Raw genomic sequence first — 18,886 nt, 5'->3', positions numbered from 1 at the left:
CTGACAGCCGCAGGTCACCCAATTGGATCTGCGACACTGGTGAGGCCATGCCTAAGCCCGGAGAACTCACTTTCGTCGCCCCGCGCGGAGCCAAGCTGCCGCCGCGGCATCTCGCCGATCTCTCGCCCGCCGAGCGCAAGGAAGCCGTTGCCGCGATCGGCGAGAAGCCGTTTCGTGCGAAGCAGCTTTCGCAGCACTACTTCGCGCGGTACGCGCACGACCCGGCGGAGTGGACCGACATCCCAGCCGGGTCGCGCGGCAAGCTGCAGGAGGCACTGCTGCCTGAGCTGATGACGGTCGTACGGCACCTGGCGACCGACCAGGGCAGCACGCGCAAGACGCTGTGGCGGCTGTTCGACGGGACGCTCGTCGAGTCGGTGCTGATGCGCTACCCGGACCGGGTGACCATGTGCATCAGCTCGCAGGCGGGCTGCGGCATGAACTGCCCGTTCTGCGCGACCGGGCAGGCGGGGCTCGACCGGAATCTGTCCACGGCCGAGATCGTGCACCAGATCGTGGACGGGATGCGGGCGCTGCGGGACGGTGAGGTTCCCGGTGGTCCCGCCCGGCTGTCCAACATCGTCTTCATGGGCATGGGCGAGCCGCTCGCCAACTACAAGCGCGTCGTGGGTGCCATCCGCGCCCTCACCGACCCCGAGCCCGACGGGCTCGGCCTCTCGCAGCGCGGGATCACCGTGTCGACCGTCGGGCTCGTCCCGGCGATCCACCGTTTCGCCGACGAGGGCTTCAAGTGCCGCCTCGCCGTCTCGCTGCACGCGCCCGACGACGAGCTGCGCGACACCCTCGTCCCCGTGAACACGCGGTGGAAGGTGCGCGAGGTGCTGGACGCCGGGCTCGAGTACGCGGCCAAGTCCGGGCGCCGGCTGTCCATCGAGTACGCGCTCATCCGGGACATCAACGACCAGGCGTGGCGCGGCGACCGGCTCGGCCGGCTGCTCAAGGGCAAGCCCGTGCACGTCAACCTCATCCCGCTCAACCCGACCCCCGGCTCCAAGTGGACCGCGTCCCGGCCCGAGGACGAGAAGGCCTTCGTCGAGGCCATCGCGGCCCACGGGGTGCCCGTCACCATCCGGGACACCCGCGGTCAGGAGATCGACGGGGCCTGCGGTCAGCTGGCGGCGACCGAACGGTAGACCGGCGGGGGCCTGGCGGTATTCTGGGGCCTGCACTACGCCGTACAACTTCATACATCGTCATATTCCGACAGGGGAGCGCCACAGCGCTGAGAGTGCGGCAACCGGGCCGCAGACCCTCTGAACCTCGCCCAGGTCATTCTGGGTAGGGAGTTCGGACATCACTCAAGCTGTTGCGCCCTGTCCGGGCCTCCTCGCGGGGCCCGGACAGGGCCGCGTCTCTTCCTGGTCACCCCAGGAGGAATCCAGTGCAGATCAAGCACACCAGGACCGCAGTGGCCGCCGCGGTCGGCCTCGGCCTCGTCACGCTGTCCGCGTGCGGACCCACGGGCAACGACAGCAAGGGGGGCGCGGACTCCAAGACCGTCACCCTCGTCAGCCACGACTCGTGGGCCGTCTCGAAGAGCGTCCTCAAGGACTTCGAGAAGCAGTCCGGCTACCAGGTCAGGGTCCTCAAGGACGGCGACGCCGGGCAGGCCGTCAACAAGGCGATCCTCACCAAGGACAACCCGCAGGGCGACGTCTTCTTCGGCGTCGACAACACCCTGCTGTCCCGCGCTCTCGACAACGGGCTGTTCCAGCCGTACCAGGCCAAGGGTGCTGAGCTGATCCAGCCGCAGTACCGGGTCGACCAGGGCAAGCACCGGGTCACGCCCATCGACACCGGCGACATCTGTGTCAACTACGACAAGGCGTACTTCAGCAAGCACAGGCTGACCCCGCCGAAGACCTTCGCCGACCTGGCCAAGCCCGCGTACAAGAACCTCCTCGTCACCGAGAACGCCGCCACCTCCTCGCCGGGCCTCGGCTTCCTGCTCGGCAGCGCCGCGCGTTACGGCGACAAGGGCTGGGAGGGGTACTGGAAGAAGCTCGAGGCCAACGGCGTCAAGGTCGTCGACGGCTGGGAGCAGGCGTACGACCAGGAGTTCTCCGGCTCCGCCGGCGGCATGAAGGCGCACGGCGACCGGCCGCTCGTCGTCTCGTACGCCTCCTCGCCGCCCGCCGAGGTCATCTACGGCGACCCGAAGCCCACCACCGCCCCGACCGGCGTGGCGACCGGCACCTGCTTCCGGCAGACCGAGTACGCCGGACTGCTGAGCAACGCCCGCAACACCAAGGGCGGCAAGGCGCTCATCGACTTCCTGCTGAGTCGCGAGTTCCAGAACGACATGCCGCTCAACATGTTCGTCTACCCCGTGGTCAAGGGCGCCCAGGCGCCGGCCGAGTTCGTCAAGTACGGCCCCCAGGCCAAGGACCCCGAGACCATGGCCCCCGGCCACATCGCCGCCAACCGCGACCAGTGGGTCAAGTCGTGGACGTCGCTCGTACTGAAGTAGCGGCGACCAAGCGCGGGGGCGCGGCGCGGCTCGGGCTGATGGCCGGGCCCGTCGCGTTCTTCGCCGTCTTCTTCGCCTGGCCCGTCGTCGCGATCGTCGCCCGGGGCCTGAAGGCCGACGGTGTCTGGCGGTTGGGCCGTGTCGTCGATGTCATCTCGCAGTCCGGCATCCGGCACGTCCTGTGGTTCACCACCTGGCAGGCGCTTGTCTCCACCGCGCTGACTCTCCTGGTCGCGCTGCCCGGCGCCTATGTCTTCGCCCGGCTCGACTTCCCGGGCAAGCAGGTCCTGCGGGCTGTCGTCACCGTTCCGTTCGTGCTGCCCACGGTCGTCGTCGGTACGGCGTTCCTGGCGCTCGTCGGACGTGGCGGGCTCCTCGACGACCTGTGGGGCGTACGGCTGGACACCACTGTGTGGGCGATCCTCCTGGCGCACGTCTTCTTCAACTACGCGGTCGTCGTACGGACGGTGGGCGGGCTGTGGGCCCAGCTCGACCCGCGCCAGGAGGAGGCCGCGCGGATGCTGGGCGCCTCGCCGCTGCGGGCCTGGCGCACGGTCACGTTGCCGGCGCTGGCTCCGGCCGTGGCCGCCGCCGCACTGATGGTGTTCCTGTTCACCTTCACCTCCTTCGGCGTGGTGCAGATCCTCGGCGGCCCCGCCTTCTCGACCCTCGAAGTGGAGATCTACCGGCAGACGTCCGAGCTCTTCGACCTCTCCACGGCCGCGGTCCTCACGCTCGTCCAGTTCGTCGCGGTGGGCGCCGTCCTCGCCGTGCACGCCTGGACGGTACGGCGGCGGGAGAGCACGCTGCGGCTGGTGGACGCCTCGGTGACGGCGCGCCGGCCGCGCGGGGCCGGGCAGCGGGCGGTGCTGGCGGGCGTGCTCGCCACCGTCGCCGTACTCCTGCTGCTGCCGCTCGCCGTGCTGGTCGGGCGATCCCTGGAGGCACCGGACTTCGGGTACTACCGCGCCCTGACCCGCACGGACGGCGGTACGTTCCTGGTGGCGCCGATCTGGGCGATCGGGAACTCGCTCGAGTACGCCGTCGCCGCCACCGCCGTCGCCGTGGTCATCGGCGCTCTCGCCGCCGCAGCGCTGGCCCGTGGCGACGCCGGCCGGATCGTGCGGGGCTTCGACGCGCTGCTGATGCTGCCCCTCGGCGTCTCCGCCGTGACCGTCGGCTTCGGCTTCCTCGTCGCGCTGGACAAGCCGCCGCTGGACCTGCGCCAGTCCTGGATCCTGGTCCCGCTCGCGCAGGCGCTGGTCGGCGTGCCCTTCGTCGTACGGACCATGCTGCCCGTGCTGCGGGCGGTCGACGGGCGGCTGCGGGAGGCGGCGGCCGTGCTCGGGGCGTCGCCGTGGCGGGTGTGGCGGGAGGTCGACCTGCCGATGGTGCGGCGGGCGCTGCTGATCGCCGCCGGGTTCGCCTTCGCCGTGTCGCTGGGGGAGTTCGGGGCGACCGTGTTCATCGCGCGGCCCGATCAGCCCACGCTGCCGGTCGCCGTGGCGCGGCTGCTGGGGCGGCCCGGTGACCTCAACTACGGCCAGGCGATGGCCCTTTCGACGATTCTGATGGTGGTGTGCGCGGTGGCGCTGCTGGTGCTGGAGCGGCTGCGGACCGATCGGACAGGGGAGTTCTGATGCAGCCGGGTCTGCTGAGCCTTCAGGCCGCGACCGTGCGCTTCGGCGGACGGGCCGTGCTCGACGCCGTCGACCTCGACGTCGCCGAGCACGAGATCGTCTGCGTGCTCGGGCCCAGCGGCAGCGGCAAGTCGACGCTCCTGCGGGCCGTGGCCGGACTGCAGCCCCTGGACTCCGGGCGCGTGTCGCTCGACGGGAGAGACCAGGCGGCGGTGTCCGCGCACAGGCGGGGGGTCGGGCTGATGTTCCAGGACCATCAGCTGTTCCCGCAGCGGGACGTGGGCGGCAACGTGGCGTTCGGGCTGCGGATGCAGGGCGCTTCCAAGAAGCAACAGGTCACGGAAATAGGGGAGTTGCTGGATCTCGTCGGGCTTCCGGGGGCCGCCCGCCGGGCCGTGGCCGGGCTCTCCGGTGGCGAGCAGCAGCGTGTGGCGCTGGCCCGGTCTCTCGCGCCCCGGCCCCGGCTGTTGATGCTGGACGAACCGCTCGGCCAGCTCGACCGCTCGCTGCGGGAGCGGCTGGTCGTCGAACTCCGGGAGCTGTTCGGCCGGTTGGGCACCACCGTGCTGGCCGTGACGCACGACCAGGGCGAGGCGTTCGCGCTCGCCGACCGGGTCGTGGTGATGCGGGACGGCCGGATCGCCCAGTCCGGTACGCCACTTGAGGTCTGGCAGCGGCCCGCCGACGCGTTCGTGGCGCGGTTCCTCGGCTTCGAGAACGTCGTCGCGGCGAACGTCGCCGAAGGGGCCGCCGTCACCCCGTGGGGGAAGCTCCCGGTGCCCGAGGGTGCGCCGCAGGGCCGGAGCACGCTGCTCGTGCGGCCCGCCGGGGTACGGCTGGTGCCGGCCGGCGAGGGACTGCGCTGCACGGTGTCCGCGCGCACCTTCAAGGGCACGCACGTCGCCGTCCACCTCCAGCCCGAGGACGGCCCCCGCCTGGAGGCGGCCTGCCCGTTGCGCGAGGCACCGGAGCCGGGCGCCGAGGTCGGCGTGGACTTCGACGCGGCCGACATCGTCGTACTCGGCTGATCGTCACGGCCTAGGGTGACGGCATGACGCTGATGACGCACGACCGCTATTGCGACGAAATCGCCCACCAGGTGGCCGGGTTGAGGGAATTGGTGACCTCCGGTGCCGACCTGGGCGCACCCGTCCCCACCTGCCCGGACTGGACGCTGGAGCAGCTCGCACGGCACGCGGGCGGCGCGCTGCGCTGGGCGAACGCCCTCGTCGCCGCCCGCGCTCAGGAGAACGTCCCGCGCGAGCAGATCCCGCTCCGCGACGGCCCCGAGGAGCAGGGCGACCCCGCCGCCCTCGACGCCTGGCTGGCAAAGAGCGCGGATCTGATCGTCGGCACGCTGCGGGAGGCCGGTCCTGACGCCAAGGTGTGGAGCTGGTTCGGGGACCACAGCTCCGGCTTCTGGGCCCGCCGTATGACCCACGAGATCGCCGTGCACCGCGCGGACGCCGCGCTCGCCCTCGGGCAGCCCTACGAACTGGCGGCCGAGGTGGCCGCCGACACGCTCGACGAGTGGCTGCAGATGGCCGCGTGGCTCCAGCAGCGCAGGGGACGCGGTACGGCGCCGGAGCCGCAGGGGCCCGCGCGCAGCATCCACCTCCACGCCACCGACACCACGCCGGAGACGAACGCCGAGTGGATCGTGGAGTTCGGCGCGGAGGGCGTCGACTGGCGCCGCGGCCACGAGAAGGCGACCGTGGCCCTGCGCGGCCCGCTGACCTCCGTCCTGCTCGCCTTCCTCCGTCGACTCCCGCTGGACAGCCCGGAGTTGGAGGTTCTGGGTGACCGTGCGGTGCTGGCGTCCTGGCTGGAGTGGGCGAGGTTTTGACCAACGGCCGTGGCCCGCCCCCGGGTTACGGGGACGGGCCACGACGGTGTACGGAAGTGAGGCGTCAGCTGCCGTTCTTCGCCCCACGGCGGCGCATGCCGAAGAACACGGCACCGCCACCGACGGCGACCAGGGCCGCAGCGATGCCGGCGATCATGCCGGTGTTGGAGTTCGCACCGGTCTCGGCGAGGTTCGAGCCACCGGCCGCCGGGGACGGCGCGTTGCTCGAGGTGCCCGCCGGGGCGGAGCTGCTCTCCGAGGCCGACGGGGCCGGGCTCTCCTCGGCCGGGACGGACTTCGACGGCGAGGCCGACGGGGCCGGGCTGTCCTCGGACTTGCAGGCCGTGGACGGGGTGGTCAGCGGCGTCTTGATGTCCTCGTCGACCCGGCCGGCCTTGACGTGGACGCGGTACGTCGCGCCCGGCTTCCAGTCCTCTTCGAAGGTCACGGTGGTGCCCTCGGCGGAACCCTTGACCTCCTGCGGCTTGCCGACCTGCCTCGCGTCCGCACCGTTCTCCTCCAGGAAGACGGTGATGACGGCGGGCGTGCCGGAGTAGTCCTTGTCGGTGACGACGATGGATCCCTTGGTGCCGTCGCACTTGGCTTCGGCGGAGAATTCACTGATTTGGCATGCGAGAGCCGAACCGGCGACGCCCAGGACGAGCGCGGCGGAGGCGGAGGCAACACCCAGGATGCGCACTGAGCGTGCGCTGCGGCGAGTCAGGGACACGATTGTCCTTTACAGAGTGCTGAACTGCGGGGGGCTGTGGAGGAGTTGAAGCGAAGGTGTGACCGACGCTTCACCATCCCCGTGAGGCACACAGATCTATAAGCACTCCATAAGCACTGTCAACGCACAAGCGTTCCACGGGAGTTGACTTTGCCTTCTTATTAACCACCGATACGTTTCAAGACCTCCGGGACCTCCTCGATCCGGCCAACCAGCGCGATCCGGTCCTCCATCGCCCGGTCGCGGGCGAGTGACTGGAGCAGCGGCCACGTCGGCAGCGTCTGCGTCCAGTGCGTCCGGTCCACGAGCACCATCGGCGTCGGCTCGCCCCGGGACTCGTAGTAGTTCGGCGTCGCGTTGTCGAAGATCTCCTGCACGGTGCCGGCCGCGCCCGGCAGGAACACCACGCCCGCGTTGGAACGGGCCAGCAGCCCGTCCTCGCGGGTGGCGTTGGCGAAGTACTTGGCTATGTGGGAGGCGAAGGCGTTCGGCGGCTCGTGGCCGTAGAACCAGGTGGGGATGCCGACCGACGCCCCGCCGTCCGGCCAACGCTCGCGCACCTCGAAGGCGGCCTGCGCCCAGTCGGCGATGGAGGGCCGGAACGACGGTGCCTTGGCGAGGAGTTCGAGGGCCTCGGTGAGCATCCCGTCGTCGAACGGGGCGGCGTAGGCGCCGAGGTTCGCCGCCTCCATGGCGCCGGGTCCGCCGCCCGTGGCCACCGTGAAGCCGGAGCGGGCCAGCTCGCGGCCGAGGCGTGCGGCGCCGGCGTACTCCTGCGTGCCGCGGGCCATGGCGTGACCGCCCATGACGCCCACCACCCGTGCCCCGGCGAGGAGTTCGTCGAGCGCGTCGGAGACGGAGTCGTCGTGGACGGCGCGGAGCATCGAGGCGTAGATGTCACCGTCGGTCTTCGTCCGCTGGAACCAGGCGTACGCCTGCGCGTCGGGCGTCGCCTCGTATCCCTTCTCCAGCGCTGCGAACAGCTCGTGGGGGGAGTAGACGAAGCCCCGGTACGGGTCGAAGGGCAGTCCCGGGAGCGGCGGGAACACCAGGGCTCCGGCGGCGCGGACCCGGGCGGCCGCCTCCGGGGCCATCGGGCAGCCGAGGAAGACGGCTTCCCAGGCGTCGACCGAGAGCAACACGCTGGTGCGGTCGGTCAGATCGACGGCCTGGACGCGGAATCCGGCGAGCGAGCCGTGCTCGGCGACGACCTGGTCGAACTCGGCGAGCGTCTCGATCTCACGGTCGTGGACGGGCCGTTCGGTCGGCGGGGTCTGATCGGACTGTTCGGGCTGGGCGGGTGTCGGATGCACCCGCCCATGCTGGCACAGCCGTTCGGGCCGACGGCCCGGGCCGGGTCAGCCCTGCACCGCCGCCGGGTCCATCCACATGACCTCCCAGGTGTGGCCGTCGAGGTCGTCGAAGGCACGGCCGTACATGAAGCCGTGGTCCTGGGGCTCGCCGCTCGCGGTGCCCCCGGCCGCGAGCGCCCTGTCGACCAGCTCGTCGACCTTCTCGCGGCTCTCGGCGCTCAGACACAGCAGGACCTCGCTGGTCCTGGTCGCGTCCGCGATCTCCTTCTTCGTGAAGTCGGAGTAGCGCCCCTTGCCGAGCAGCATCGCGATGATCGTGTCGCTGATCACCACGCAGGCGCAGTCGTCGGTCGTGAACTGCGGGTTGATCGTGTAGCCGAGCTCCGTGAAGAACTTCTTCGACGCGTCGACGTCGTCCACGGGCAGGTTCACGAAGATCATCTGCTGGTACATGCGGTCTCTCCCTCGGGTTCCGTGCCGTTCGGTGGGGTAGACCGGCGGCCACCGGAAAACTCATCGGCGGCCGCGCGTCTCCTTCGTACGATTCTCGGCTCTCAGCCGGCCAGCGGGAGCGCCGCCAGGTCCGCGATCAGCAGGGTCAGCGGGGCGAACAGGGCGACCAGGGCGGCCGCGCGGAGGGCGGCGGCGCCGCGCAGCACCGCGGCGGGGGCGCCCAGGCGGCGCAGGGCGGCGACGGTGTCGGCGCGGGACTGCCTGGTCGCCACGGCCGCCATGAGCAGGGTCGCCACCGTGCATCCGGCGACCAGGAGGACGCCGAGGGTGGTCAGCGGGCCGAAGGACGCGGCCGTTCCGCCGTACAGCGCGATCATGGCGTACGCGCCCGACGCGACCGCGCAGACGACGCCGAGCGGACGGCCGATGCGGGCGGCCTCGGCCATGAGGACCCGGCCGGCGAGCAGCCGGAGCGCGCTCGGGTGTGCCGACTGCAGCAGCCGTCCGCAGAGGTGCGTGAGCCCGGGGGCCGCCAGGACCAGACCGAGCGCGGTCAGTGTCCAGCCGACGAGCACTCCCGCGGGGTTGCCCGCGAGCTCGCCGGGGAGGACGGAGACGGGCTCGGTGACGGAGCGGCTCGCGTACGCCTCCACGGCGAGGCCCGCGGCCAGGACGGCGACGCCCCAGGGCAGACCGGCCGGGGCGTCGCGCGGGGCCGGGGTGTCGTCGCCGGGGCGGGCGCAGGCGTCGGCCCAGTCACCGGCCGGGGCGGCGTGCTCCGGCGTTCCCTCCGCGTCGTCCGGAGCGGTGCCGTCGGAGGCGTCGCCGTCCGGCAGGGTGACGGCCGTGGTCGTGCCCTTCCCGGCGGTGCCGTTCGCGGCCGGGCGCACGCGCAGGCGGGTGCCGAACCGTCCGTACGCCCCGAACGTCTCCCGCTGCCCCCCGCGGCCGTACGCGCCGAACGCCCTGTGGGCGCGCCGCGCCCCGCTCGTCGCAGGGCGGGCGTCCCGCGGGCGCAGGACCAGGGCCACCGTCCCCGACGCGATCCCCGGGACCAGGGCCAGCAGGGTCATGGCGGCGGCGAGGGGGAGGGGCGCGTCCGCGGCCAGGAGGCCGGCGGCGGCGCCGTCGAAGGGCAGGCCCGTCAGGTCCCCCCGCAGATGCAGGAAGAACAGCAGTGCCACCGTCGAACCCAGCGTGCAGGACAGGGCCGTGGTGAGCGCCGAGACGGCCATCAGCTGCCCCGGTCCGAGGCCGATGGCCGACAGCCCGCGGCGCGGTTTCGTGCCCGGGTCGGTACGGGCGACGGCCACCGCGAAGTGGACCGTGGCCGCGAGGGGCACCGCGCACCAGGCGAGGCGCGCCCCCGACGCCGCGGGGTCCCCGGGGTGGCCCATCGCGTAGCCCAGGGCGGACAGGAGCAGGAAGCCGGTGCCGGCCGCGGCCGCCGCCACCAGCAGGCGGCGCAGGTGGACGACGGGATGGGCGCCGCGCGTCAGACGGAGAGCGAGCACGCGGCCCGGCCTTCCGTCTCGGTCTCGGGGACCGGAGGCAGGTGCACGGTGTTCACGTGCCGCCCGTCCAGCAGCGCCACCGTGCGGTCGGCGAGGGCCGCCGTCTCGGCGTCGTGCGTGGCCAGCACCACCGTGATGCCGTGCGAGCGGGCCGCCGTGGTGAGCGTCCGCAGCACATGCGCGCGATCGGCCCGGTACAGCGGGGCCGTCGGCTCGTCGGCGAACAGGACCGTCGGCGCCGGGGCCAGCGCGCGGGCGATCGAGACGCGCTGGCGTTCGGCCTGGCGCAGCTCGTGCGGGTGCTTGCGGGAGGTGTCGCCGACGTCGAGGCGCTCCAGCCACTCCAGGGCGGAGGTCTTGGCCCGGCGGCGGCTGGTGCCGCGCAGCATCAGGGGAAGGGCGGTGTTCTCCCAGACGTTCAGCTCGGGGACGAGCACCGGCGCCGGGTCGATCCAGCCGAAGCGGTCGCGGCGCAGGCGTTCCCGGGCGAGCGGGCTCATGGTGTGCACGGGCGTGCTGTTGAACCAGACCTCGCCGCGCTGCGTCGGCACCAGGCCGGACATGCAGCGCAGCAGGGTCGTCTTGCCGCTGCCGCGCGGTCCGCTGACGGCGAGGATCTCGGCCTCCCGCACGCTGAGCGAGACGCCGGCGAGCGCGGGCGAGCCGTCGTCGTGCCGGAAGTACAGGGAGCGTGCCCAGAGCACGTCGTTGTCCGGCGGGGCCTCCATGGCGTACACCTCGGTTCTGACTCGTTGAGTCCCGTTGCTGTTCGCGTACTTCATCCCTCGTCCGGGTGAACGAAGGCGGGGCCGATCGGTCACTCGCACGCTAGGCAGCCGCCGCCGGGAGGCAGGACAGCACACGGCCCCGGGCGGCCGTTCTCACTCGAACGGACGGCACCGGGGCCGGAGTTGATCCCCCAGGAGGAAGATCGGAACCGAGGGTGGCTCAGAGCTTGGTCCACGCCTCCGTCAGCGTCGCGCGCAGGATCTGTTCGATCTCGTCGAACGTCTCCTGGTTCGAGATCAGCGGCGGGGCGAGCTGGATGACCGGGTCGCCGCGGTCGTCGGCACGGCAGTACAGGCCGTTGTCGAACAGGGCCTTGGAGACGAAGCCGTACAGGACGCGCTCGGTCTCCTCCGCGTCGAAGGTCTCCTTGGTGTTCTTGTCCTTGACGAGCTCGATGCCGTAGAAGAAGCCGTTGCCGCGGACGTCGCCGACGATCGGCAGGTCGTGCAGCTTCTGCAGGGTCGACAGGAACGCGCCTTCGTTGTCCAGCACGTGCTGGTTGAGGCCCTCGCGCTCGAACAGGTCGAGGTTGGCGAGGCCCACCGCGGCCGACACCGGGTGGCCGCCGAAGGTGTAGCCGTGCAGGAAGACGTTGTCGCCCTGGTAGAAGGGCTCGGCGAGGCGGTCGGAGATGATGCAGGCGCCGATCGGGGAGTAGCCCGAGGTCATGCCCTTGGCGCAGGTGATCATGTCCGGTACGAAGCCGAACTTGTCGCAGGCGAACATCGTGCCGAGGCGGCCGAAGGCGCAGATGACCTCGTCCGACACGAGCAGGACGTCGTACTGGTCGCAGATCTCTCGCACGCGCTGGAAGTAGCCGGGCGGGGGCGGGAAGCAGCCGCCGGCGTTCTGCACGGGCTCCAGGAAGACCGCTGCGACCGTGTCCGCGCCCTCGAAGAGGATCTGCTGCTCGATCTGGTCGGCGGCCCAGCGGCCGAAGGCCTCCGGGTCGTCGCCGAAGATCGGGGCGCGGTAGAGGTTGGTGTTCGCGACCTTGTGCGCGCCCGGCACCAGCGGCTCGAAGGGGGCCTTCAGGCCCGGGAGTCCGGTGATGGACAGGGCGCCCTGCGGGGTGCCGTGGTAGGCGACCGCGCGGGATATGACCTTGTGCTTGGTGGGCTTGCCGGTGAGCTTGAAGTACTGCTTGGCGAGCTTCCATGCGGTCTCGACGGCTTCGCCGCCGCCGGTGGTGAAGAAGACCTTGTTCAGGTCGCCGGGCGCGTAGTCGGCCAGGCGCTCCGCCAGTTCGACCGCCTTCGGGTGGGCGTAGGACCACACCGGGAAGAACGCCAGCTCCTGGGCCTGCTTGAAGGCGGTCTCGGCGAGTTCGGTGCGGCCGTGTCCGGCCTGGACCACGAACAGACCGGCGAGGCCGTCGAGGTAGCGCCTGCCCTGGTCGTCGTAGATGTGGGTGCCCTCGCCCCGGACGATGGTCGGGACGGGGGCGCTCTCGTACGAGGACATGCGGGTGAAGTGCATCCACAGGTGGTCGTACGCGGTACGGCTCAGGTCCTTAGTGCTCACGGCTATCGGGTTCCCCACATGTAGGTCTGCTTCTTCAGCTTGAGGTAGACGAAACTCTCGGTGGAGCGCACGCCGGGCAGGGCCCGCATGCGTTTGTTGATGACGTCCAGCAGGTGGTCGTCGTCCTCGCAGACGATCTCGGCGAGGACGTCGAAGGAGCCCGCGGTCATCACCACGTACTCGACTTCCGACATGTCACTCAGCGCTTCGGCCACGGCCTCCACGTCGCCGTCGACGTTGATCCCGACCATCGCCTGCCGGCGGAAGCCCACGGTGAGCGGGTCCGTGACGGCGACGATCTGCATCACGCCCTGGTCGAGCAGCTTCTGCACGCGCTGGCGCACGGCCGCCTCGGACAGGCCGACGGCCTTGCCGATCGCGGCGTAGGGCCGGCGCCCGTCCTCCTGGAGCTGCTCGATGATGGCGAGGGAGACGGCGTCCAGGTGGGGGGTGCCGTTCCTGGACTCGCGGGACACGTCCCTCTGGTCTGCGCTTCGACTGGCCACGACCTCACTGTGCACGACGTCTCGACAGTTCCGCAAGGTCGTATCGATGAAATTCGTTGTCTACGACATTCAGGTCTACGGATTTCGCAGTTCTGGTGGGCCTGGGGGTGTTGAAAACGCGGGGTTGCGGACTAGGGTGTGGATGTCTCAGTGACTGGGACGCACGAAGGCACGGAGAGACCGAAAAGCAGTCAGAACCCGACAGGAGGGCCGGCAGTGAGCACCGAGCTGCGTCGTCTGCGCAACTACATCGACGGTGAGTTCCGGGACGCCGCCGACGGACGGACCACCGAGGTCGTCAACCCGGCGACGGGAGAGGCGTACGCGACCGCGCCGCTGTCCGGCCAGGCGGACGTGGACGCCGCGATGGCGGCCGCCGCCGAGGCCTTCCCCGGCTGGCGCGACACCACGCCCGCCGAGCGGCAGAAGGCGCTGCTGAAGATCGCGGACGCGTTCGAGGAGCGCGCCGAGGAACTGATCGCGGCCGAGGTGGAGAACACCGGCAAGCCGGTCGGACTCACGCGGGACGAGGAGATCCCGCCGATGATCGACCAGATCCGCTTCTTCGCGGGCGCGGCGCGGATGCTCGAAGGCCGCTCGGCCGGCGAGTACATGGAGGGCCTGACCTCCATCGTCCGCCGCGAGCCGGTCGGCGTCTGCGCGCAGGTCGCGCCGTGGAACTACCCGATGATGATGGCGGTCTGGAAGTTCGCCCCGGCGATCGCCGCGGGCAACACGGTCGTACTGAAGCCGTCGGACACGACCCCCGCCTCCACCGTCCTGATCGCCGACATCATCGGCTCGATCCTGCCCAAGGGCGTCTTCAACGTCATCACCGGCGACCGCGAGACCGGCAGCATGATGGTCGAGCACCCGACCCCGGCCATGGCCTCCATCACCGGCTCGGTCCGGGCGGGCATGCAGGTCGCCGAGTCGGCGTCCAAGGACCTCAAGCGGGTCCACCTGGAGCTGGGCGGCAAGGCGCCGGTCGTCGTCTTCGAGGACACCGACATCGCCAAGGCCGTCGAGGACATCTCCGTGGCGGGCTTCTTCAACGCCGGCCAGGACTGCACGGCCGCCACCCGCGTCCTCGTCCAGGAGTCCATCCACGACGAGTTCGTGGCCGCGCTCGCGAAGGCCGCGTCCGAGACCAAGACCGGCCAGCCCGACGACGAGGACGTGCTGTACGGCCCGCTCAACAACCCCAACCAGCTGACGCAGGTCTCCGGGTTCATCGAGCGCCTCCCGGCCCACGCCAAGGTCGAGACCGGCGGCCACCGGGTCGGCGAGAAGGGCTACTTCTACGCCCCGACCGTCGTCTCGGGCCTCAAGCAGGACGACGAGATCATCCAGAAGGAGGTCTTCGGCCCGGTCATCACCGTCCAGTCCTTCACCGACGAGGACCAGGCGGTCGAGTGGGCCAACGGCGTCGAGTACGCCCTCGCCTCCTCGGTGTGGACCAAGGACCACGGCCGCGCCATGCGGATGTCCAAGAAGCTCGACTTCGGCTGCGTGTGGATCAACACCCACATCCCGCTCGTCGCCGAGATGCCGCACGGCGGCTTCAAGAAGTCCGGCTACGGCAAGGACCTCTCGGCGTACGGCTTCGACGACTACACGCGGATCAAGCACGTGATGACGTCGCTGGACAGCTGACGCACGGCTGACGTAGCGAGCGCGCGGCCCCGGTCGGACGACGGTCCGTCCGGGGCCGCGTTGTCTCCCCACCTGATCGACTGTTCTTCGGATTACCGACCACGGACCGCATTGACTGTGGCACGCTCGTGACAGACCAGTCGGGGACTGGTGGAGAGAGTGCGGAGAAGGGGGACCGTGGTCGGAAGCTGCTCACAATAGGAAACCCGTACGCTGCGCCGCTGATCGCCCAACCATGCCTCTTAAATCGGAATCCGGCGTGCCGCTTTTCGTTGCGTCGATGCCGTCGTTTGCCTGGCGCCAGTGAGGGTAACCATCCGGCCGTAGTGTCGAGCGCCGACCTGCAGCGTGACACACGGCCACAGAGCTGCGGACGAGAGGGTGGCCATCCGTGCGGACATGGGCTTTCATGCGTTGGCTGGGTGCGAACTCCGATGCGCTCATTGCGCTGATCACGGCGGTGGTCGTCGGCATACTCGGCCTCACTAATTCCGTATCTGCCTCGGTTGTCAACAGTGCCATCCTCGTGACCCTTGCCGCACTGGCGCTTTCATTATTGAGGAACAAGTGGGATTTCGATGCCGAACCCGATTCCCGGGCAAAGCTGATCTCGGCCCACCAGTCGCTGGAGGAGTTTCCTTCTTACCTCAGGCGGATCGGGATGATCGAGGATCTGATAACGGACCACAGGGCAACTCTGGATGGCTACAGGGCAACCCTGGACGAAGGGGCCGCCATCAGGATTCTGTACGGAGACGACATCAATCGGTCTTTGACTGAGGCGCGGAGCAGAGCCAACGAGTGGATTTTCCGAGGCGGTACCGCAACGTTCGTGAGGGCTGTGGTTCTTCCTGAGTGCGTCGAAAGGGTCCTGGACGACGGTGGATCCTTGAGCGTCCGTCTCGAAATCCTCGATCCTCGAGACCAGGTCCTCTGTCAGCGCTATGCCGATTTTTTTCGGTACGGCGTCGAGGATCCCAATGAAGACGAAGAGAGCTGGACCGGTGAGGGGACGCAGCGGGAGTTGTATTCGACAATCTTTGCGGCGTGCTGGTATAAGCAGCGTCATCCACTACTCAAGATCGAGGTGGCACTTTCCTCGACGATGACTCTGTTTCGTTGGGACATGACGCAGAACTACCTCTTCATCACCGAGCGCGGACCTCGGTTCCCCGCGATGGTGATCGAGGAAGGTTGCTTCTTTTACAAGTACTGGCGTAATGAACTGGTCGAACAGTTCGAGCAATCCCACAGGGTGTCGCTCACGGATGCACCAAGATTGAGCGATGAGCCCACGCCCAGTGAGGCCCGGGAGCTATTTGCTCGATTGCAGTTGACTCTTCCCGATCACTTCAATGACGAAAAGGTTGATCTCATCGTCAGGCGAGCCATCCATGCGCAGAATCCGTACGTATGAAAGCATTGCCGTTCGAGCTCTCCGTAACGGCGACACCAAGGCTGCTGGCGAATGGGTTCGACGCGCGTTGCCGACCATCAATCCAGAGCAGCTTCCCGCACCGGTCATCAGGCATCCGCTTGAATTCATCTGTTTCCCGTTGTATCGATCCGGCAAGGTGGGTCTGTGTCTGCATGTATGGCCGGAGAGTGGTGAGACGTCGTCACCAGTCGTCCATGCCCACAGCTGGGATCTGTGGAGCTATGTGGTGTGTGGCACCGCGTTCAATCAGATGGTGGACATCCGTGAAGAGCCGGAGAGACCGGAACACGCGCTGTACGCCATAACAAGCGTGGGGACCATTGACGAAGTCCGAGCAACTGGGCGCCGCGTCACCAGTGCGCCCAGAAGTCGGCAGGCGATCTCGGCCGGTCAGATATATCGAATTTCGTCAGGATTGTTCCATCGCAGTGGTCACCAAGGTCTGACGGTGACGCTCGTGCTCGGAGAGCAGCATGAGGAACGCGAAAACTTGGTCCTCGGTCCGCTGGACGGGTGTCCACGGCACGACGCGCCCCGTGAGACCTGTTCGCCTGATGAGGCGCGAGCTCTGCTGCAGTGCATCGCCGCGTATTGCCACACCGACATCCGTTGCTGATGTCAACGAAGCTCACTCTTCACGGTGTCCACCCGGTCGGCGTTCATCGGTGCCGTGAAGGGCACAAACCCGGGTCTGTTCTAGCCGCTGAGGCTGCCGTCGGGGTTCCAGTCCTCGGGGATCTCCTCGGACAGGCCGAGCGCGCGGGCGCGTTCCATGATGTGCCGGCGGATCATGTCGTGCGGGTCGCGGCGGCCCCGGCCGACCGCGTGGATCGCCCGGTGCAGGTCCTCCCTGCCGTGCAGGTCCGCCGGGCGGATCGGGTAGCTGCCGTCGGGCAGCGCCCAGCCCTCCGACGCGCAGTAGCGGCGGGCCGCGGCATCCAGGTCGCCGGCGTCCGGGGTGTCGATGTTGCCCTTGTCCATGCGAGGGATTCCAGCACGGAGTGCGGCGCGGGCTCGGGAGACGCCACCGACCACGGACCGCAACGGGTCAATGCCGGCGCCCCACCGACGCCGCCACCGCGCACACGTCCGCTGTCCTTCCGCCCCGACGGCTCCCTCCTGGCGAGCGCAGGCGAGGGCGGCACGGTACGCCTGTGGAACATCCCCGCCGACTCCCTGCCCACCCTGCGCGCCACCCTGGTCGGCATGCCCGGCGGCTGCAAGTACGAGGGCGACGTCACCGGCGAGTTCTGGCACGCGGTGGGCATGTGCCGCTTCGAACCGGGCGAACCGGACGGCCACTTGGCGGGGGTGCGACAGGTGCCGCCGGACGAGCCACTGGGCTGACGCATACGAGAAGCCGGGCCCCGGACGGGAGGCATTCGCGTCCGGGGCCCGGCTTCTCGTCCGCTCACCGTCCCTCGATGCGCTCCACCAGTTCGGCCGCCATCGACTTGATGGTCTCCAGGCCCTCGTGGCCCCAGGGGTGCGGGTCCTGGTCCACCGAGCAGATCGTGCCCAGCACCATGCCCGTGCTGTCGATCAGCGGGGCGCCCAGGTAGGAGTGGATGCCGATGGCGTCGACGACGTGGTTTCCGGCGAAGCGCGGGAAGTCGCGGACGTCGTCCAGCACCAGGGCCTTGCGCCGCCGGACCACGTGCGGGCAGAAGCCGATGTCGAGGTCGCGGGGCATGATGCGGCCCGGCACCGGGTCCTCGAGCAGCGGGGTCTCCAGCTCCACCGTCGTGTCCGAGGCCGCGCTGTAGAGGCCGGCGAAGTACTGGCGGTTCTCGTCGAGGAAGAAGTTGACGCCCGCGTAGCAGCCGCCGGTGCGCCGGGCCAGGTCGCGCGCGAACGCGTCGTACTCGGGAACCGGCCTGTCCTCGATGCCGAGTTCCCGGAGCCGGCGCGTCCGGGCCTCGACCTCAGGGTCCTGCGGAGGGAGCAGGAGATGACGTACGCCTATCCCCGTCTCCCCTCCGAGGGGAGTTCTGGACACGCTCGCTGACATGGGAACTCCTTGAAGTGGTCAGACGCTGGAAGTGATCAGATGCTGTACGAGCGACAGCAGGACCTGGATGCCCGAGCTCGACACACGGGCGTCGCACAGCACCACCGGCACCTCGGGCTTGAGGTCGAGCGCCGCCCGCACCTCGTCCGGCTCGTACGTGTGCGCCCCGTCGAACTCGTTGACCGCGACGATGAAACTGATGCCGCGCGCCTCGAAGAAGTCGACGGCCGCGAAGGAGTGCTCCAGGCGGCGGGTGTCGGCGAGGACGATCGCGCCGAGCGCGCCGGCCGACATCTCGTCCCACATGAACCAGAAGCGCTCCTGCCCAGGTGTGCCGAACAGATAGAGCACGTGCTCCGAACTGAGGGTGATCCGGCCGAAGTCCATGGCCACCGTGGTGGTGGCCTTCTTCTCCACCCCGTCCAGCCGGTCCGTGGCGGCACTGACCTCGGTCAGCACCTCCTCCGTGCTCAGCGGCTGGATCTCGCTGACCGCTCCCACGAAGGTGGTCTTGCCGACCCCGAAACCACCGGCGATCAGAATCTTGATCCCCATCGGGAGGGATTCGGTGCCGGGTGCCTCAAAGCCGTTTGAGGAGCCCATCCCGCAACGCCTCCAAAAGATCGAGATCGGGGGCCGAACTCGCCCCCTGACTTGCCAGGTTGAACGGTCGGGTGACGACCGCGCCACGCTCGACCAGGTCGGACAGCAGCACCTTGATGACCGTCGCCGGCATCCGGGTGAGCCCCGCGATCTCGGCCACCGTGACCGGGATGCGGCACAGGTCCAGCACACGGGTGTGGTCCAGTCCGAGGTTGCTGCGCAGCGCGCTGCCGGTCGCCACCACCATGGTCATCAGGTCGAAGTGGTGCGTGGGTGCGGTGCGCCCTTCGCTGACGGTGTACGGCCGGACCAGCCGCCCGACGGCGTCGTCGAGCAGCGGCCTCTCCGGATCTCCCGGGGCGTGGGGCATGT

At 69.6% G+C, this 18,886-nt stretch carries 20 protein-coding genes and 1 riboswitch; of the genes, 9 read left to right on the top strand and 11 right to left on the bottom strand.

All coding sequences use genetic code 11. From position 1 onward, the window contains the following. The first annotated feature begins 47 nt into the window (after positions 1 to 47). The 5 genes from rlmN (at position 48) to ABZ910_RS07900 (ending at position 5,977) form a co-directional block, all read left to right on the top strand. Positions 48 to 1,154, top strand: a complete 1,107-nt coding sequence (rlmN, locus tag ABZ910_RS07920; protein ID WP_361360721.1) for a 23S rRNA (adenine(2503)-C(2))-methyltransferase RlmN — start codon at positions 48 to 50, stop codon at positions 1,152 to 1,154. A gap of 62 nt (positions 1,155 to 1,216) precedes the next feature. Further along, a riboswitch (TPP riboswitch) is annotated at positions 1,217 to 1,324 on the top strand. 78 nt (positions 1,325 to 1,402) lie between these two features. Next, the gene (locus ABZ910_RS07915) at positions 1,403 to 2,491 is read left to right on the top strand and encodes a thiamine ABC transporter substrate-binding protein (protein WP_361360719.1); all 1,089 of its coding nucleotides are present in this window, start codon (positions 1,403 to 1,405) and stop codon (positions 2,489 to 2,491) included. Between the two features lie 38 nt (positions 2,492 to 2,529). Continuing rightward, on the top strand, positions 2,530 to 4,131 hold the full coding sequence (locus ABZ910_RS07910) for an iron ABC transporter permease (protein ID WP_361361022.1): 1,602 nt from the start codon (positions 2,530 to 2,532) through the stop codon (positions 4,129 to 4,131). Next, positions 4,131 to 5,159, top strand: coding sequence for an ABC transporter ATP-binding protein (locus ABZ910_RS07905; protein WP_361360717.1), 1,029 nt, complete (start codon positions 4,131 to 4,133; stop codon positions 5,157 to 5,159). The genes ABZ910_RS07910 and ABZ910_RS07905 overlap by 1 nt, the downstream gene beginning before the upstream one ends. Before the next feature lie 23 nt (positions 5,160 to 5,182). Continuing rightward, a complete protein-coding gene (locus ABZ910_RS07900; RefSeq protein WP_361360715.1) occupies positions 5,183 to 5,977 on the top strand; it encodes a maleylpyruvate isomerase family mycothiol-dependent enzyme in 795 nt (264 codons plus the stop codon). A 64-nt stretch (positions 5,978 to 6,041) separates the two neighbouring features. Here ABZ910_RS07900 and ABZ910_RS07895 read toward each other — a convergent pair whose 3' ends face one another. From ABZ910_RS07895 to ABZ910_RS07865, 7 genes are all read right to left on the bottom strand, one after another. Then, complete coding sequence (locus ABZ910_RS07895; protein WP_361360713.1) at positions 6,042 to 6,707, bottom strand: LAETG motif-containing sortase-dependent surface protein; 666 nt, start codon at positions 6,705 to 6,707, stop codon at positions 6,042 to 6,044. A gap of 161 nt (positions 6,708 to 6,868) precedes the next feature. Further along, on the bottom strand, positions 6,869 to 7,945 hold the full coding sequence (locus ABZ910_RS07890) for a Rossmann fold nucleotide-binding protein (RefSeq protein WP_361361020.1): 1,077 nt from the start codon (positions 7,943 to 7,945) through the stop codon (positions 6,869 to 6,871). A 120-nt stretch (positions 7,946 to 8,065) separates the two neighbouring features. Continuing rightward, on the bottom strand, positions 8,066 to 8,473 hold the full coding sequence (locus ABZ910_RS07885; protein WP_361360712.1) for a VOC family protein: 408 nt from the start codon (positions 8,471 to 8,473) through the stop codon (positions 8,066 to 8,068). A 101-nt stretch (positions 8,474 to 8,574) separates the two neighbouring features. Beyond that, positions 8,575 to 9,987 carry a hypothetical protein gene (locus tag ABZ910_RS07880; protein WP_361360710.1) on the bottom strand — a complete coding sequence of 471 codons (1,413 nt, stop codon included), beginning with the start codon at positions 9,985 to 9,987 and terminating at the stop codon, positions 8,575 to 8,577. Continuing rightward, on the bottom strand, positions 9,969 to 10,715 hold the full coding sequence (locus ABZ910_RS07875; RefSeq protein WP_361360708.1) for an ATP-binding cassette domain-containing protein: 747 nt from the start codon (positions 10,713 to 10,715) through the stop codon (positions 9,969 to 9,971). Before ABZ910_RS07875 ends, ABZ910_RS07880 begins: the two co-directional genes overlap by 19 nt. A gap of 220 nt (positions 10,716 to 10,935) precedes the next feature. After that, positions 10,936 to 12,318, bottom strand: coding sequence for an aspartate aminotransferase family protein (locus tag ABZ910_RS07870; RefSeq protein WP_361360706.1), 1,383 nt, complete (start codon positions 12,316 to 12,318; stop codon positions 10,936 to 10,938). After that, positions 12,303 to 12,821, bottom strand: a complete 519-nt coding sequence (locus tag ABZ910_RS07865; protein WP_361360704.1) for an Lrp/AsnC family transcriptional regulator — start codon at positions 12,819 to 12,821, stop codon at positions 12,303 to 12,305. The genes ABZ910_RS07870 and ABZ910_RS07865 overlap by 16 nt, the downstream gene beginning before the upstream one ends. 201 nt (positions 12,822 to 13,022) lie before the next feature. Between ABZ910_RS07865 and ABZ910_RS07860 the strand changes: the two genes are divergently transcribed. The 3 genes from ABZ910_RS07860 (at position 13,023) to ABZ910_RS07850 (ending at position 16,516) form a co-directional block, all read left to right on the top strand. After that, positions 13,023 to 14,462 carry a gamma-aminobutyraldehyde dehydrogenase gene (locus tag ABZ910_RS07860; protein WP_361360702.1) on the top strand — a complete coding sequence of 480 codons (1,440 nt, stop codon included), beginning with the start codon at positions 13,023 to 13,025 and terminating at the stop codon, positions 14,460 to 14,462. Positions 14,463 to 14,871: 409 nt separating this feature from the next. Then, positions 14,872 to 15,879, top strand: a complete 1,008-nt coding sequence (locus tag ABZ910_RS07855) for a hypothetical protein (RefSeq protein ID WP_361360701.1) — start codon at positions 14,872 to 14,874, stop codon at positions 15,877 to 15,879. Further along, positions 15,857 to 16,516, top strand: a complete 660-nt coding sequence (locus ABZ910_RS07850) for a hypothetical protein (protein WP_361360699.1) — start codon at positions 15,857 to 15,859, stop codon at positions 16,514 to 16,516. The genes ABZ910_RS07855 and ABZ910_RS07850 overlap by 23 nt, the downstream gene beginning before the upstream one ends. An 80-nt stretch (positions 16,517 to 16,596) precedes the next feature. Here ABZ910_RS07850 and ABZ910_RS07845 read toward each other — a convergent pair whose 3' ends face one another. After that, positions 16,597 to 16,881, bottom strand: coding sequence for a hypothetical protein (locus ABZ910_RS07845; RefSeq protein WP_361360697.1), 285 nt, complete (start codon positions 16,879 to 16,881; stop codon positions 16,597 to 16,599). A 225-nt stretch (positions 16,882 to 17,106) separates the two neighbouring features. Between ABZ910_RS07845 and ABZ910_RS07840 the strand changes: the two genes are divergently transcribed. After that, positions 17,107 to 17,247, top strand: a complete 141-nt coding sequence (locus ABZ910_RS07840) for a hypothetical protein (RefSeq protein ID WP_361360695.1) — start codon at positions 17,107 to 17,109, stop codon at positions 17,245 to 17,247. Between the two features lie 64 nt (positions 17,248 to 17,311). Here the strand turns inward: ABZ910_RS07840 and ABZ910_RS07835 are convergent, their stop codons facing one another. From ABZ910_RS07835 to ABZ910_RS07825, 3 genes are read right to left on the bottom strand one after another with little or no spacing between them, the layout of a single operon-like run. After that, positions 17,312 to 17,911 (bottom strand): GAF domain-containing protein, encoded by a 600-nt coding sequence (locus tag ABZ910_RS07835; RefSeq protein WP_361360694.1) that lies wholly within the window; start codon positions 17,909 to 17,911, stop codon positions 17,312 to 17,314. Positions 17,912 to 17,929: 18 nt separating this feature from the next. After that, complete coding sequence (locus ABZ910_RS07830) at positions 17,930 to 18,514, bottom strand: ATP/GTP-binding protein (protein ID WP_361360692.1); 585 nt, start codon at positions 18,512 to 18,514, stop codon at positions 17,930 to 17,932. After that, positions 18,492 to 18,884 (bottom strand): DUF742 domain-containing protein, encoded by a 393-nt coding sequence (locus ABZ910_RS07825; RefSeq protein WP_361360691.1) that lies wholly within the window; start codon positions 18,882 to 18,884, stop codon positions 18,492 to 18,494. The genes ABZ910_RS07830 and ABZ910_RS07825 overlap by 23 nt, the downstream gene beginning before the upstream one ends. Positions 18,885 to 18,886 lie beyond the last annotated feature (2 nt).

Source organism: Streptomyces sp. NPDC046805 (assembly GCF_040645355.1).
In the GTDB taxonomy this organism is placed as follows: Bacteria; Actinomycetota; Actinomycetes; order Streptomycetales; family Streptomycetaceae; genus Streptomyces.
The sequence above is the reverse complement of the archived record's forward strand: the minus strand, read 5'-3'. Positions and strand labels throughout refer to the sequence as shown.